The organism is Rhodococcus sp. WAY2, from assembly GCF_009859915.1.
Classification (GTDB): domain Bacteria; phylum Actinomycetota; class Actinomycetes; order Mycobacteriales; family Mycobacteriaceae; genus Rhodococcus_F; species Rhodococcus_F oxybenzonivorans.
The window spans coordinates 6,383,210-6,397,406 of the sequence record NZ_CP046572.1; the positions used below are offsets into that span (position 1 = coordinate 6,383,210).

Annotated in this window: 11 protein-coding genes and 6 tRNA genes; 7 read left to right on the forward strand and 10 right to left on the reverse strand. The window is 65.5% G+C overall.

Annotated features, from left to right (window positions below; translation table 11 throughout):
• The first annotated feature begins 9 nt into the window (after nucleotides 1–9).
• On the forward strand, nucleotides 10–2,358 hold the full coding sequence (locus GFS60_RS28785) for a molybdopterin-dependent oxidoreductase (RefSeq protein WP_236603309.1): 2,349 nt from the start codon (nucleotides 10–12) through the stop codon (nucleotides 2,356–2,358).
• Here the strand turns inward: GFS60_RS28785 and msrB are convergent.
• The 4 genes from msrB to GFS60_RS28805 all read right to left on the reverse strand — a co-directional run bounded on the left by msrB (nucleotide 2,318) and on the right by GFS60_RS28805 (nucleotide 6,554).
• A complete protein-coding gene (gene msrB / locus GFS60_RS28790) occupies nucleotides 2,318–2,755 on the reverse strand; it encodes a peptide-methionine (R)-S-oxide reductase MsrB (RefSeq protein ID WP_159926427.1) in 438 nt (145 codons plus the stop codon). The genes GFS60_RS28785 and msrB overlap by 41 nt on opposite strands.
• Nucleotides 2,756–2,808: 53 nt before the next feature.
• Nucleotides 2,809–4,104 carry a glycosyltransferase family 87 protein gene (locus GFS60_RS28795; RefSeq protein WP_201453472.1) on the reverse strand — a complete coding sequence of 432 codons (1,296 nt, stop codon included), beginning with the start codon at nucleotides 4,102–4,104 and terminating at the stop codon, nucleotides 2,809–2,811.
• Nucleotides 4,105–4,176: 72 nt separating this feature from the next.
• A complete protein-coding gene (locus GFS60_RS28800; protein WP_201453473.1) occupies nucleotides 4,177–5,742 on the reverse strand; it encodes an alpha/beta hydrolase in 1,566 nt (521 codons plus the stop codon).
• Nucleotides 5,743–5,765: 23 nt separating this feature from the next.
• Nucleotides 5,766–6,554: a pyrimidine reductase family protein gene (locus GFS60_RS28805; RefSeq protein WP_159926431.1), complete on the reverse strand. Its 789-nt coding sequence runs from the start codon at nucleotides 6,552–6,554 to the stop codon at nucleotides 5,766–5,768.
• Between the two features lie 34 nt (nucleotides 6,555–6,588).
• Between GFS60_RS28805 and zapE the strand changes: the two genes are divergently transcribed.
• Entirely contained in the window at nucleotides 6,589–7,605 is a 1,017-nt protein-coding gene (zapE, locus tag GFS60_RS28810) for a cell division protein ZapE (protein WP_109330598.1), read from the forward strand.
• Nucleotides 7,606–7,615: 10 nt separating this feature from the next.
• Here the strand turns inward: zapE and GFS60_RS28815 are convergent, their stop codons facing one another.
• Nucleotides 7,616–8,146, reverse strand: a complete 531-nt coding sequence (locus GFS60_RS28815; protein ID WP_109330596.1) for a GNAT family N-acetyltransferase — start codon at nucleotides 8,144–8,146, stop codon at nucleotides 7,616–7,618.
• A gap of 531 nt (nucleotides 8,147–8,677) precedes the next feature.
• Here GFS60_RS28815 and GFS60_RS28820 point away from each other — a divergent pair.
• Entirely contained in the window at nucleotides 8,678–9,166 is a 489-nt protein-coding gene (locus tag GFS60_RS28820) for a 2-isopropylmalate synthase (protein WP_159926433.1), read from the forward strand.
• A gap of 71 nt (nucleotides 9,167–9,237) precedes the next feature.
• On the opposite strand, the gene GFS60_RS28825 is transcribed toward GFS60_RS28820, so the two are convergent.
• The 5 genes from GFS60_RS28825 to GFS60_RS28845 form a co-directional block, all read right to left on the reverse strand.
• Nucleotides 9,238–9,312, reverse strand: a tRNA-Val gene (locus GFS60_RS28825).
• Nucleotides 9,313–9,327: 15 nt separating this feature from the next.
• Nucleotides 9,328–9,403: transfer RNA gene (locus tag GFS60_RS28830), tRNA-Gly, on the reverse strand.
• Between the two features lie 71 nt (nucleotides 9,404–9,474).
• Nucleotides 9,475–9,546: transfer RNA gene (locus GFS60_RS28835), tRNA-Val, on the reverse strand.
• A 1-nt stretch (nucleotide 9,547) separates the two neighbouring features.
• Nucleotides 9,548–9,618 (reverse strand) — tRNA-Cys (locus tag GFS60_RS28840).
• A gap of 24 nt (nucleotides 9,619–9,642) precedes the next feature.
• Nucleotides 9,643–9,715, reverse strand: a tRNA-Gly gene (locus GFS60_RS28845).
• A gap of 231 nt (nucleotides 9,716–9,946) precedes the next feature.
• Here GFS60_RS28845 and GFS60_RS28850 point away from each other — a divergent pair.
• The 4 genes from GFS60_RS28850 to thrS all read left to right on the forward strand — a co-directional run bounded on the left by GFS60_RS28850 (nucleotide 9,947) and on the right by thrS (nucleotide 14,196).
• Nucleotides 9,947–10,018 (forward strand) — tRNA-Val (locus tag GFS60_RS28850).
• Nucleotides 10,019–10,180: 162 nt separating this feature from the next.
• Complete coding sequence (locus tag GFS60_RS28855) at nucleotides 10,181–11,383, forward strand: RtcB family protein (RefSeq protein WP_159926435.1); 1,203 nt, start codon at nucleotides 10,181–10,183, stop codon at nucleotides 11,381–11,383.
• Between the two features lie 250 nt (nucleotides 11,384–11,633).
• Nucleotides 11,634–12,044, forward strand: coding sequence for a TIGR02611 family protein (locus GFS60_RS28860; RefSeq protein WP_109335151.1), 411 nt, complete (start codon nucleotides 11,634–11,636; stop codon nucleotides 12,042–12,044).
• A gap of 94 nt (nucleotides 12,045–12,138) precedes the next feature.
• Nucleotides 12,139–14,196 (forward strand): threonine--tRNA ligase, encoded by a 2,058-nt coding sequence (thrS, locus tag GFS60_RS28865; protein ID WP_159926437.1) that lies wholly within the window; start codon nucleotides 12,139–12,141, stop codon nucleotides 14,194–14,196.
• Nucleotide 14,197: the final 1 nt, after the last annotated feature.

Here is a 14,197-nt window from a genome sequence, read left to right on the forward strand (position 1 = left end):
GCACCATCCATGAGTGACGTCGACGAGGCGGACCGCGGGGTCCGCTACCAGCACATGTCCCATTGGGGGATGTTCGAGGCCGAGGTGTCGGACGGCGAGGTCGTCGCGGTTCACCCGTATCCGGGCGACTCGGACCCGTCGCCGGCGCTGGGTAACATCGCCGGTTCGGTGCGCAACAAGGCCCGCATCACCGGCCCTGCCGTGCGGCGCGGCTGGCTCGAGAACGGACCCGGCCCCAGCAGTGCCCGAGGCTCGGACGAGTTCGTGTCCGTCGATTGGGAAGAGCTGACGGAGCGACTCTCGGGCGAACTGCGCCGAGTGATCGACACGTACGGCAACAGCGCGATCTTCGGCGGCTCCTACGGATGGGCCAGCGCCGGGCGGTTCCACCACGCGCAGAGTCAGGTGCACAGGTTCCTCAACTCGCTCGGTGGCTACACACGGTCCGTCCACAGTTACTCACTCGGTGCGACGGGCGTGATCATGCCCCGCGTCGTCGGTACGCACTGGAAGTTGTTCGCGCGGTCGACGTCCTGGAAGGTCATCGCCGAGCACACCGAACTTCTGGTGTGCTTCGGCGGTGTCCCGCTGAAGAACACCGGAGTGAATCACGGCGGCACGAGCGACCACCCGACACGAGGCGCGCTGGACGCGCTCCGGCGTCGCGGTGGCTGCATCGTGTCCTTCAGTCCGCTGCGTGACGACCTCCACGGTGCCGCGGAACGGCACGCACCCGTCCCCGGCACCGATGTCGCCATCATGCTCGCCCTCGCCTATGTTCTGGCGACGGAAGGCCTGCACGACACGGCGTTCCTGGCAAGCCATTGCGTCGGTTACGACCGTTTCGAGGAGTACCTGCTCGGACGTTCCGACGGAGTGCCCAAATCGCCGGCGTGGGCGGAGCAGATTTCGGGAATCGCCGCGGACGAACTGGTGGTACTGGCGCGACGGATGGCGGCGGGCCGGACCATGGTGACCGTCACGTGGTCGTTGCAGCGCGTGCGGCACGGGGAGCAGGCGCCGTGGATGGGCGTCACTCTTGCCGCGATGCTCGGACAGGTCGGTCTGCCCGGCGGGGGCTTCGGCCATGGCTACGGTTCGATGAACGAGCCGGGCCTCGCACCCGTGCCGTACCCCCTGCCCACCCTGCCGCAGGGACTCAACCCGGTCCCGGACTTCATCCCGGTGGCGGCGGTCTCGGACATGCTCCTGAATCCGGGAGCACCCTTCGACTACGACGGTCAGCGGCTGACCTATCCGGATATCCGGATGCTGTACTGGGCTGGGGGCAACCCGTTTCACCACCATCAGGATCTCGGCCGGCTCAGGCGGGCCCTGGCACGCCCCGAGACGATCGTGGTCCACGAGCCGTACTGGACCCCGATGGCACGGCACGCCGACATCGTGGTGCCGTCCACCACGTCGCTCGAGCGGGACGACATCAGCTGCACCCGCAACGACCCGCTGCTCGTCGCCATGCACGCCGCAGTGCACCCGTACGCCGATGCCCAGGACGATTACGACACCTTCAGCGCGCTCGCCCGCAGGTTGGGTGCCGGCGAGAAGTTCACCGAAGGACGCTCGTCGCAGCAATGGCTCGAGCACCTCTACGAACAATGGCGCGGATTCGTCCGGGCGGACGGCGGCCCGGCGCCGAGCTTCGACGACTTCTGGACAGACGGGCAGGTGCGGATGCGCACCGAAGACGGCCTCGTGCTGTTCGGCGATTTCCGTGCCGACCCGGCCACGCACCCGCTCGCGACACCCAGCGGTCGCATCGAGATCTTCTCGGCAGACATCGACAGCTTCGGTTACGCGGACTGCGCCGGCCATCCACGCTGGTACGAGCCGGAGGAATGGCTCGGTGGCGATCGAGCACAGCAGTATCCGCTGCACCTGATCGCCAATCAACCGCGGAGTCGGCTGCACAGCCAACTTGATCACGGCGCGACCAGCCGGGAATCGAAGATCAAGGGCCGCGAACCGCTCCGGATTCACCCCGACGATGCCGCGGCTCGCGGCGTCGTCGCCGGTGACGTCGTCCGGGTCTACAACGATCGCGGCTCCTGCCTCGCCGGTGTCGTGGTGGACGACGGTGTCCGGCGAGGCGTGGTGCAGTTGTCGACGGGTGCCTGGTACGACCCGCTCGACCCCACCGACCCGGAGTCGCTGTGCGTGCACGGCAACCCGAACGTGTTGACCGCGGACGTGGGCAGTTCTTCACTGTCCCGCGGCTGCACGGGCCAGCACGTGCTGGTGCAGATCGAACGCTATCTGGACGAGCTGCCGCCGATTCGCGCCTTCGACCCGCCGACGATCACTTCTCGGTCGGCTCGAGGACCAGCGAAATGGAGTTGATGCAGTAACGCTGATCGGTCGGGGTCGGGTAGCCCTCGCCTTCGAAGACGTGACCGAGATGGCTGTGGCACGTCTTGCAGATGACCTCGACGCGGCGCATACCCAGCGACGTGTCCTCGCGGAGAATGACGGCATCGGAATCGGCGGGGTCGAAGAACGACGGCCACCCGCAATGGGATTCGAATTTCTCGGTACTGCGGAACAACTCCGCGCCACATGCCCGGCAGTGGTACACACCCTCGGTCGTCGTGTCGGTGTATTTACCCACGTAGGGACGTTCGGTTCCGGCCTGCCGCAGTACCGCGTATTCCTCGGGCGTCAGCTTCTCCCGCCATTCACTGTCGGAGAGGACGACCTTCGGTGCGGACTGGGTGGGATCCTTCTGCTGCGAACTCATGGCTCCACGCTAATACGTTTCGCCTTCGCGGGTCCGCAGCCCCGGCGAGACGGCTACGACTTGGCGACAGCCGACTCCGTCTCCGGTTCCGGTTCCGGTGCGAGCTCGGGTTCCGTCGACGGGGCCTTGGTGTGAGGTTCGAGGAGGAACGCCGGATCTATGCCCTGGTCCAGCCGACCCTCACGCTTGGCGGTGACGTAACGGACTGCGAGCACCCCGAAAATGACGATCAACAGCAGACTCCACCCGAGGGTGGTCTTCATGTATTCGGCGGTGCGGCCCGCCTCGACGAACCGTCCCGACAACCAACTGTCGTAACTGAGGAACCCGTACACCGCCAGCCACGCGGGCCAATTTCGCATCACCGAGTTCTTCAGTACCACCGACATGACGAGCGGGAACAGCATCATCGAGTAGTACATCTGGCCCAGCGAACCGAGCAGCCAGGACGCGGTCAGCAGGACACCGGACGTGGTCACCACGAAGAACAGTTCGTCGTGCCGGTAGTAGCGGTACAGCAGCCACAGGGACCCCGCCACCAGTGCGGCGAAAATTCCACGGAGCGTGAAAATCATCCACGTCGGGAGACCGTAGTACCTGCCGTTGCCTACGATCGCGCTGTTGAAGTAGTCGCGCGACTCCATCAGGTACGGAACGGTGTGATGAACGAAGTCCATCGGATCCGCCGACAGCGGCCACGCTACGGCGGTGAGGACGAGGGGGATGCCGAGGGCGGTGACGAACACTTTCCACTGCCCGCGGACGAGAGGAAGTAAGAGAAGTGGCGCCAGAATCGGTTTCACCGCGAACGTCAGGCCGATGGCGACGCCGGACCACATGTCCCTTCGCTTCATGAGCAGCACCAGGAACGCGATCTCCCCGAGCAGCACCAGACCGTTGATGTTGGTGAAGACCAGCGTGTTCGTGACGGTTTCCGACGAAAACGTCGCGAAGAGGAGGATCGGGGCGGCGATCGAGTTCAGGCCGAGGCCGAACAACCGCAACAGCAGGTACAACGCGATGACGATGGCGATCGTGTTGGTCAGGATGAAGAGCCACCGCGACTTCTCGGGGTCGATGATCGCGATCGGTGCCATCAGCAGCGTTCCGGACGGCGGATACAGGTAGTGCGGGTCCACCCAGTCGAAGTTGGCGGTGTAGACGGGGCGGCGGTTGAGGAACGCCAGGGCGGCGTTGTAGACCGGCCGGAAGTCGTCGGTGATGTAGCCGTTGACCGCCTTGACAACCACTCGATGCAGCACGGTCATGACGGCGATCGGCCACAACGCGAAGTTGATGACCTCGTGAGGAGTCCGCCCGGTGCGCGGTTCGAGATGTCGAAGGAACACCACGGCACGGTACACCGGCTAGCCGTGACGTGCGGTCACGCACCCCCTGCGGGTGTCGGGCCCGGTCACCGTCTAGGCGGGGCAGGCGCTGCCGTCGGGTGGCAGTGTTCCGTCGGCGAGATACGAGACGATGGCCTTCTGCGCGCAGTCCGAGTGGGTGGCCGGGTGACCCCGGCCGTGCCACGTCAGGGTGGCGGTGGTGGCGCCCGCGCTGCCCACTGCTCCGGTGACGGTGCCGACGCCGGCGTTACCGACGACGGGGTCGGCCGCGCCGCTGAGTACGAGCACGGGCATCGAGAGGTCACCGGGGAGCGCCGGCGGTGCAGTCGCAGGCCAGGACGTGCACAGCAGGAGGCCCACGGCCGCATCGGGGCCGAACAACGGGAACTGCTCACCCCACACGCGCTGGAGTTGGCGCACGCGGTCCGGGGCAGGCCACTGCTGCCCGTCCGTGCACCGGGTGATGAACTGGCCGTCGGACTCGTAGGCCGCCTCCGCCTGCGCTGCGAGGGCCAGCAGCGGCGCGGTGTTGCCGGCGGTGGCGGCCGACACGGCGTCGGACAACATGCGTACCCGGCCCTGCTGGTCACCTCCGGCCGTGCCCAGCACCCCCGAAATCGCTGTGAGCAGCGCATTCGACGACACCCCGGGGATCCGACCGGCCGCGGCCGCGGCAACGGCTGCGGTGACCGCAGCCCGCGGGTCGGGGCCGAGGGAACAGTTCAGTGCGGTGCACTGCCGGGCGAAGGCGTCGAACGCCGCTTCCTGTCCGGCCACCTGCTGCTCGGTGACGGTCGCGGCGTCCACGGTGGTCACCGCGGGGGAGTCGAGGACGAGCCGGCCGACCCGTCCCGGGTATTCGGCGGCGTAGCTCAATGCAACGGCGCTCCCGTTTCCGGTGGCCAGTATCCCGAGGGAGTCGACCTCCCACGTGCGACGCAGCGTTTCGATGTCATCTGCGGCGTGGGTGCTGTCGAAGGCGAGTTCTTGCGGTTGCAGGTAATCGGTGCAGGCGATGGTGGCATCTCGCCCGAGAGCGGCCACCTTGTCGACCTGGTCGCCGGCACCCGGATCGAATTGTCCCAGGTCGGCCAGTCTGCGCCGAAGGTCGGAGGTCGGCGGCGAAAGGCATTCGATTTTCTGTGACGACGCGATTCCGCGGCGATCGACGGCGACAACCGGACGCGTCGAGAGCAGAGTCGCCAACCCTCCCGTGCTCAGCGCGGCGAGCGTCGACGTCGACGACCGGTCCGACCCGGACGTCAGGACGAGGGGGGCAGCGTTTGCCGGGGTGTCCGCGAGTCGCGCCCGCATCGCGCCCATTGTGAACGATCCGGGAAGGACTCCGCTCTCGTCGACGGCCGATTCGTACGACGCGCACTCGAAGATCAGACCCGAAGGCGCCACCACTCCGGGGCCCAGCGTTTCGAGGGTGCCCTGGGTGCAGTCCGTCCACGTGAGGTCCGTCTTCGGAACCTGCAACTGGGGCGGTGGAGCGTCGGCGTTCTGGGATTCTGTCGGGGTGGGTTCGCTGCCGCCACCCTCGCGTTCGACGGCGACGTGCGGCCGGTTCGACGGTCCGGCTCCACACGCACTGCACACCACGAGAACCAGTGCGAGCAACCCCAATCTGCGCATGCCGGACAGCCTGCCAGGTTCCTTCACGGGCGGGGAAGCCGCACCCAGCGTGTCAGAACCGTGCCGTCGGTGTCGGCGAGGACGTGCGCAGGTGTCATCGAGACCGTGGCGACGTGGGGGGAGGTGGCGATGCGCCCGGCGGTTCCGCCCACCAGGACGGGTGCCGTGGTGAGGCAGAGTTCGTCGACGAGGTCGTCGGCCACGAGCTGTCCGAACAGGCTCGGCCCGCCCTCACAGAGAATCCTGCGCAGTCCCAGTCCCTCCACTGCGGCGATCAACTCAGGACCTGTGATCTCCGAACCGCCGGTGCGAACGACGTGAGCACCGGCCTCGGCGAGGGCAGCCACCCGAACCGGATCGGCGGCGGCGCAGGTGATCACGATGGGCGCGACCTCGGTGTCGGTGAACAGTCGGGCGTCGGCGTCGAGGTGTGCCCGTGCCGAGACGACCGCAATCGGCGGGACGGCGGACAATCCCGATGCGATACGGCGTTGCCTGCCGTCTGCGTCGATTCGCACGCCACCGTAGTTTTCGGCGCGGACGGTTCCTGCTCCCACCAGGACGACGTCGGCCGCCTCCCGAAGGGTGTCGAACACCTTCTTGTCGGCGGGCGTTCCCAGCGTTCCGCTCACACCGCCGACAGAGACGGCTCCGTCGATGCTGCACACGAAATTCGCCCGCACCCACGGTCGCGGCATCTCCACCGGGTACGCATACAGCTCACGCAAGGCGTCCTCGGTCACTTCACCGGTATCCGTCCCCGGCTGCCCGGAGTCCGATGTGAGGTAGGTCGCAATATGTACACGCTGCATGTTAGTGATCACAACACGTGGATACCCTGCTTGTATGCATGCACGTCTTGTCGATCGCAGCCCCGTGGTGCCGGCTGATCAGTTGGTCGCTCAAATGGTGCCCCCGGCCATGTTCGACGAGGTGAGCTTCGCGTCGTACATCCCCGACCCCGCCGAGCCCAGCCAGGCCGTGGCTGTGCAGAAGGCCGAGGAGTTCTCGAAGAAGGTCGGCAAGATCCGCAGCGGCGGCCGACGTGGCCTCTTCGGGAAGAAGACGCCGTCCACCGGTGCCGGTCTCTACCTCGACGGTGGGTTCGGCGTCGGCAAGACCCACCTGCTCGCGTCGATTTACCACAGCGTCCCGTCGCCGAAGGCATTCGGCACCTTCGTCGAGCTGACCCACGTGGTCGGCGCGCTGGGGTTCAACAAGGCGGTCGAGCAGCTTTCCGACCACAGTGTCCTCTGCATCGACGAGTTCGAACTCGACGATCCGGGTGACACCATGCTCGTGTCCCGGTTGCTGTCCGAGCTGTCCGCGCGTGGTGTATCCATCGTCGCGACGTCGAACACCCTTCCCGGCCAGCTCGGTGAGGGGCGCTTCGCAGCGCAGGACTTCCTGCGGGAGATCAAAAAACTGGGCTCGATCTTCGAGACCATCCGGGTGGATGGCCCCGACTACCGGCACCGCGACCTGCCGCCGGCGCCCGACCCGATCTCCTCGGAGGAGCTCCTCGAGCGTGCCGACGCCATCCCCGGTGCCACACTCGACGACTTCGATGCGCTGTGTGCCCACCTGAGCACCCTGCACCCGTCGCGATACAACAAGCTGGTCGAGGGCATCCCGGCAGTGTTCCTGGACGGTGTCCATCCGGCCGACGACCAGTCGGTGGCTCTGCGGCTCGTGGTTCTCGCGGACCGCCTGTACGACGCCAGCATCCCGGTCACGGTGGCGGGCGCGAAGCTCGACTCCATCTTCACGCCCGAGATGCTCGCCGGCGGGTACCGCAAGAAGTATCTCCGCGCCACCTCACGGCTCCTCGCGTTGTCGCGCTTCGAGGTAGCCGCGAACTGAGCCGACAGGCTCAGAGGGCCCGCTGCATCACGAAATCGTGGTGTAGCTGTGACCCCACCAGGAAGGTCTTCGTCCCGACGGTCTCGAAGCCGTGCTTCTCGTAGAAACGCTGGGCGCGCAGGTTCTCCTGATTGACTCCGAGCCACAGTCCCGCGCAATCCCCGGCGACGGCGCGCTCGACGATGGCGTTCATCAGCGCGGACGCGACTCCGGTGCCGTGGTTGCCCGGCAGCACATACAGCTTGCTGATCTCGGTGACCGGACGCAGTGACACGCTCCGGGCCACCTCGGGATCTGCAGGTTCGCCGTCGATCAACATTGCATAGCCGACGATGGCGCCTTCGTGGGTCACCTTGAGCACGGTTCGGCGCGGGTCGGTGAGGTACTCGGAAAACCGTTCGGCCGACAGCACATCATCGATGAAGGTGGCGATGTCGTCCTGGGTGGCGCCAGGTGGGCAGGCGAGCGGAAACGTCGCCGCCGCTACGTCGGCGATCGCCTCGGAGTCCCATATCCCCGCGGAATTTATTTCGACCGTCACCGTTCAGTCACCGCGTCTTTCCTGTTCTTCACCATTATGTGCGTACTGTCTCGCAGCTGCGTCCTCACCGCAATCTGCCACGCCCTGTGCGGCGTGTGAAACCGACCGTATGCGATGCTTCGTTGTCGACTGCGCAGAGTCCGGCGCAAGGAGGAATGACAGCCCGAGTCGGTGAGCGGGACTTTGTTCGACGGAGGAGACCCGGAACAAGACTGAGCCCCAGCCTTGGATGGGGGGTCATGGCTGGGGCTCATTGCCATCGGGGGGGTGGATGGCACGTTCGACGATACATGAGGATTTCCTCACGTTCCAGGCCCGTGGATAACGATTTCGTCACCGGGAAGATATGCAGCCGAACTCCTCGATGAGGTGGCAGGTTGTCCTTCGGGACGGTCCTCGCCTAGAGTGTCTTCCCATGCAGCGCATTCTCGTAGTTCTCCGCCGTAGCGGGGTCTGATACGGACCGACCCCTCGCTGCGGGTCGTTGAGCTACGCGTTGGTCCTCCCTTCACTTTCAGGAAGACCACGAGAATGAGCACCTCCACTTCGTTTGCCGCAACTTGTCACACGTCGAGCAGCGCCGCCGATCCCTTCGCGACGCGTCACGGAAAGCCGCTCCCCCGCGAATTCGCGGACGAGGCGGCCGGGATGAGCTGGACCGCGTTCGAGAGCCTGTATGCGCCGATGTCCGGCCCGTTCCGTCTCGGTCGATGGTCCGAGAAGAAAGCCGCCCCAGGCCAGTGGGTCTTCGAGGCCACCTTGGGTATCGGAGAATCGATCTGCACGATGAGCGCACTCGCGCCGGGCCCGGTGTCCGCGATGACGTCGATGCTCTACGACGCCGGATGTTCGATCGAGATCCTCGCCTTCCACCAGCATCGAATCGGGCACCGCACGGCAACGTTCCTGAGGTGCGAGGCGCGGGGAGTGCGATTGTGGACGATGGGAATCGGTGAATCCGACACCGAGTCGGCGCTGCGCGCGATGATTTCCGGCGCAAACAGGGTGCACTCGGCGTGACAGACAGCGGTTCGGCCCCGTATGACCGGGGCCGAACCGCTGGGAACGTCTTTTCGGATGGACCGAAGAGATGGTGCGCGATACTGGGATTGAACCAGTGACCTCTTCCGTGTCAGGGAAGCGCTCTCCCGCTGAGCTAATCGCGCGAGATCGAGAAGAAATGGAGCGGACGACGGGATTCGAACCCGCGACCCCAACCTTGGCAAGGTTGTGCGCTACCAGCTGCGCCACGTCCGCATGCGTGAAAACCCCCGGGGCCGGGGGAGTTCACTGTCGTGCAAGTACTACAGTCCTACGATCTATCTCGGTGCGCGATACTGGGATTGAACCAGTGACCTCTTCCGTGTCAGGGAAGCGCTCTCCCGCTGAGCTAATCGCGCGAGGTGGAGACGGGAATCGAACCCGTGTGCACGGCTTTGCAGGCCGTTGCCTCACCACTCGGCCACTCCACCGTGAAGGTTGAGTCCAACCTCTCGAGCGGACGACGGGATTCGAACCCGCGACCCCAACCTTGGCAAGGTTGTGCGCTACCAGCTGCGCCACGTCCGCATGCACCGTGTAACTCGCGGAGAATGTTCTCCGTGGTGCGGTTGAGAACATTAGCCGACCATGCCTGTTAGTTACAAATCTGCAGGTCATGAGTGCTGCCGGGCTTCGGGGCGCATCCAGAAAGCGGTGGTGTGTGCGGGTGACCGCGAATCACCACGACGTGATTTTCGTTCGGCCGGTCCGTCGTGTTAATGTTCCAACTCGTTCGAGCGCGAGCATGTGGCGTGCTTCGGTCCCGTGGCTCAGTGGAAGAGCGTCCCGTTCACACCGGGGAGGTCGCTGGTTCGATCCCAGCCGGGACCACCGAGAACATGAAGAGGGCGTTTCCGGGAATTCGGAGACGCCCTCTTCTGTGTGTGCCCTCACGTGCCGATATTCGGTTGTCTGGGTACACGGAAACGGCGAACAATGACAGGGCAGGCCGAACCGCACCCGTGGTGGCCGCTGTCGAAGGATCGAAGTCGAATGTTTCCCGTCACCCTCGAAGGCACTGCCGCGCCGACCTTGATGTGGGCGGAAGAACGGACCATAGAGCCGGCCGCACTTGCCCAGCTCCGCACCATGGCAGACCTGCCGTGGGTCCACGGTGTCCGCGTCATGCCCGACGTCCATGTCGGTAAGGGCGCGACGGTCGGCTCCGTCATCGCGATGCGTCAGGCTGTCGCACCTGCCGCCGTGGGGGTCGACATCGGCTGCGGCATGACAGCGGTCAGGACCGATGTCACCGCCGACGACCTACCGGACAGTCTGCGGTCGCTGCGCGCGCGCATCGAGCGTGCGGTTCCGGTGGGGTTCGCCATGCACGAGAAGTCACTCGACCCCGGTGCCCTCTCGGTGTCCGGCGCCGGCGTCCACAAGGGATGGACGCGTTTCTGGCAGGAGTTCCGCGATCTGCACCCGGGCGTCCAGTCTCGTGAATCAAAGGCGATGAAGCAGATCGGAACGCTCGGCGGCGGGAATCACTTCATCGAGGTGTGTCTGTCCGACGCAGACGAGGTGTGGCTCATGCTTCACTCCGGATCCCGCAACATCGGGAAGGAACTGGCCGAGCGACACATCGCCGTGGCGCGGACGTTGCAGCACAACCAGAGGCTGGTCGATCGTGATCTGGCGGTCTTCCTCGCAGGTACACCCGAGATGGACGCCTACCGCCACGACCTGTCGTGGGCCCAGGAGTACGCGGCCCGCAACCGCGCCGTCATGCTCGCCCTGATCATGCAGGCATTCCGGGACGCTCTGCCGACTCGGCCCGTCCGTTTCGACGATCCGATCTCGTGTCACCACAACTATGTGTCCGAGGAGGTCGTCGACGGGGAGACGATGCTCGTGACCCGCAAGGGTGCTATTCGCGCAGGGAAGGGAGATCTCGGTCTCATTCCCGGTTCCATGGGTACCGGTTCGTACGTGGTGCGCGGACTGGGGTCGGAACTGTCCTTCAACTCCGCGTCGCACGGCGCCGGTCGGACCATGAGCCGTACGAAGGCGAAGAAGCGTTTCACGGTCGACGACTTGAGGCGTCAGACGTCCGGCGTCGAGTCGCGTAAGGATGCAGGGGTGATCGACGAGATCCCGGCCGCGTACAAGGACATCGAGCAGGTGATCGATGCGCAGGCCGATTTGGTCGAGGTTGTGGCACACCTGCGGCAGGTCGTGTGTGTGAAGGGCTAGACCGGACCTGACGGCGCGACCGTGCGGCGGGCACTGGGTAGGGTGGACGATGGCAGTTTCACTCGCGCCTCCGTGCCTGCTTCGTCACGGATTGCCGTTCACACTGGGTCGACACACGAGGGGCAGGTAGATCGTGAGCACCGGGGAAGTCCGGCCGGACGAGGCCGACCGTGCCGACAAGGCCGACACGGAGGGGTCCGACCCAATTGACACCGAGGGTCCCGACCCTGTCGACACGGAGGATTCCGACCTGTCGCCGTTCCAAGAGGCGGAGAGCCGCTGGAAGCGGTGGCGCGCTCGGATCGCCGCCAAGCCGAGTCTGAACCTCGGTTACCGCATCGCCGTCGGCGTGATCGGCGCCTTGGTGCTGGCCGCCGGCGTGCTGGCAATTCCGTATCCCGGTCCTGGATGGCTGATCGTTTTTGCCGGACTCGGCATCCTGGCGTCCGAGTTCGAGTGGGCTCATCGACTGCTTCGTTTCGCGCGGACGAAGTACGACGCGTTCATGGACTGGTTCTCCCGGCAGTCGCTGCTCGTCAAGGGTGCCGGCGCGGTACTGACGGGTTTGATCGTGCTGGCCACCCTGTGGTTACTGGGAACGTTCGGTCTGGTCGGGACGTGGGTCGGCCTCGACTACCCGTGGCTGGAGAGCCCCCTCTAGCGGACGCATGGTTGGGTAGCACAGCTGGGCCGATAGCATGGGCTGGCACATTCTTCATGTCTGCACCGCATACCTCACCTAGGAGAACATCGCTGTGACCACGCCCGCATCCGTCGCCCCCGCCGCCCTTGTCCGGGTGCCCGCAGGGACTACGGCCGGAACCGCGGTTCGGGAAGCCGGTTACCCGAGCAAGGGTCCGGACGTCGTCGTCGTGGTCCGTGACGCCGAGGGTCAGCTGAAGGACCTGTCGTGGGTGCCGGACGTGGACACCGACGTCGAGCCGGTGGCCGCGAATACCGAGGACGGGCGCAGCGTCATCCGCCACTCCGCGGCGCACGTCCTCGCGCAAGCCGTGCAGCAGGAGTTCCCCGAGGCCAAGCTCGGCATCGGTCCGCCCATCAAGGACGGCTTCTACTACGACTTCTCGGTCGATCGTCCCTTCACTCCGGAGGATCTCGCGAACCTCGAGAAGCGGATGAAGAAGATCATCAAGGCCTCTCAGCGGTTTTCTCGTCGTGTCGTCGACTCTCTCGACGAGGCTCGCGCGGAGTTGGCGAAGGAACCGTTCAAGCTCGAACTGATCGACGACAAGTCGGGCATCGACGACCCGGAGGTCATGGAAGTCGGCGGCAACGAGCTGACCATCTACGACAACCTGGATCCGCGCACGGGGGAGAAGATCTGGGGCGACCTCTGCCGTGGCCCGCACATCCCCACCACCAAGCACATTCCCGCGTTCAAGCTCACCCGCAGTTCCGCCGCCTACTGGCGAGGTAACCAGGACAACGCCGATCTCCAGAGGATCTACGGCACCGCCTGGGAATCGGCCGAGGCCCAGGAACAGCACCTCGAGCTGCTCGCCGAAGCAGAACGGCGCGATCACCGGAAGTTGGGCGCCGAACTCGATCTCTTCAGTTTCCCCGACGAGCTCGGCTCGGGCCTGCCCGTGTTCCACCCCAAGGGCGGCATCATCCGCACCGAGATGGAGGATTACTCGCGCAAGCGGCACGTCGATGAGGGCTACGAGTTCGTCAACACTCCGCACATCACGAAGGGGCACCTCTACGAGGTGTCGGGTCACCTCGACTGGTACCGGGACGGCATGTTCCCGGCCATGCACATCGACGAGGAATTGAACGAGGACGGCACCGTGCGCAAGCCGGGCCAGGACTACTACCTCAAGCCGATGAACTGCCCGATGCACAATCTGATCTTCCGGTCCCGCGGACGGTCGTACCGGGAATTGCCGTTGCGGCTCTTCGAGTTCGGCTCCGTGTACCGGTACGAGAAGTCGGGTGTCGTACACGGGTTGACCCGCGTGCGCGGCATGACACAGGACGACGCGCACATCTACTGCACCCGCGAGCAGATGCGCGACGAGTTGGCCACCACCCTGCAGTTCGTTCTCGGGCTCCTGAAGGACTACGGGCTCGACGACTTCTACCTGGAACTGTCCACCAAGAACCCGGACAAGTTCGTCGGTGACGACGCGGTGTGGGAAGAGGCCACGCAGACACTGGCCGAGGTCGCCGAGGCGTCGGGGCTGAACCTCGTGCCCGACCCCGGGGGTGCCGCTTTCTACGGTCCCAAGATTTCGGTGCAGGTGCAGGACGCCCTGGGCCGAACCTGGCAGATGTCGACCATTCAACTCGACTTCAACCTGCCCGAGCGCTTCGACCTCGAGTACACGGCGAACGACGGCACGAAGAAGCGGCCGGTGATGATCCACCGCGCGTTGTTCGGGTCCATCGAGCGATTCTTCGGTGTGCTGACCGAGCACTACGCAGGTGCGTTCCCGGCCTGGCTTGCTCCCGTTCAGGTGGTGGGCATCCCGGTGGCCGAAGCGTTCGCCGATCATCTTTTCGACGTGGTGAAGCAGTTGAAGGCGGCGGGGATCCGCGCGGAGGTCGACGCGAGCGACGACCGGATGCAGAAGAAGATCTTCAACAACACCGCGCAGAAGGTGCCGTTCATGCTCCTCGCGGGTGCCCGCGACGTCGAGGCGGGTGCCGTGAGCTTCCGCTTCCGCGACGGCACTCAGGTGAACGGTGTGGCCGTCGACGATGCCGTTCGGATCGTCACCGAATGGGTCGCGCGTCGTGAGAACGCGTCCCCGACCGCGGAGCTGCTCCAACCCGGTGGGAGAGGGTGAA

Excerpts from the sequence above, each read along its gene's own strand:
- GFS60_RS28820 (WP_159926433.1), top strand. The coding sequence starts at position 8,678 with ATGAGCACCTCCACTTCGTTTGCCGCAACTTGTCACACGTCGAGCAGC.
- msrB (WP_159926427.1), bottom strand. The coding sequence starts at position 2,755 with ATGAGTTCGCAGCAGAAGGATCCCACCCAGTCCGCACCGAAGGTCGTC.
- zapE (WP_109330598.1), top strand. The coding sequence starts at position 6,589 with ATGCATGCACGTCTTGTCGATCGCAGCCCCGTGGTGCCGGCTGATCAG.
- GFS60_RS28855 (WP_159926435.1), top strand. The coding sequence starts at position 10,181 with ATGTTTCCCGTCACCCTCGAAGGCACTGCCGCGCCGACCTTGATGTGG.
- GFS60_RS28805 (WP_159926431.1), bottom strand. The coding sequence starts at position 6,554 with ATGCAGCGTGTACATATTGCGACCTACCTCACATCGGACTCCGGGCAG.
- GFS60_RS28785 (WP_236603309.1), top strand. The coding sequence starts at position 10 with ATGAGTGACGTCGACGAGGCGGACCGCGGGGTCCGCTACCAGCACATG.
- GFS60_RS28800 (WP_201453473.1), bottom strand. The coding sequence starts at position 5,742 with ATGCGCAGATTGGGGTTGCTCGCACTGGTTCTCGTGGTGTGCAGTGCG.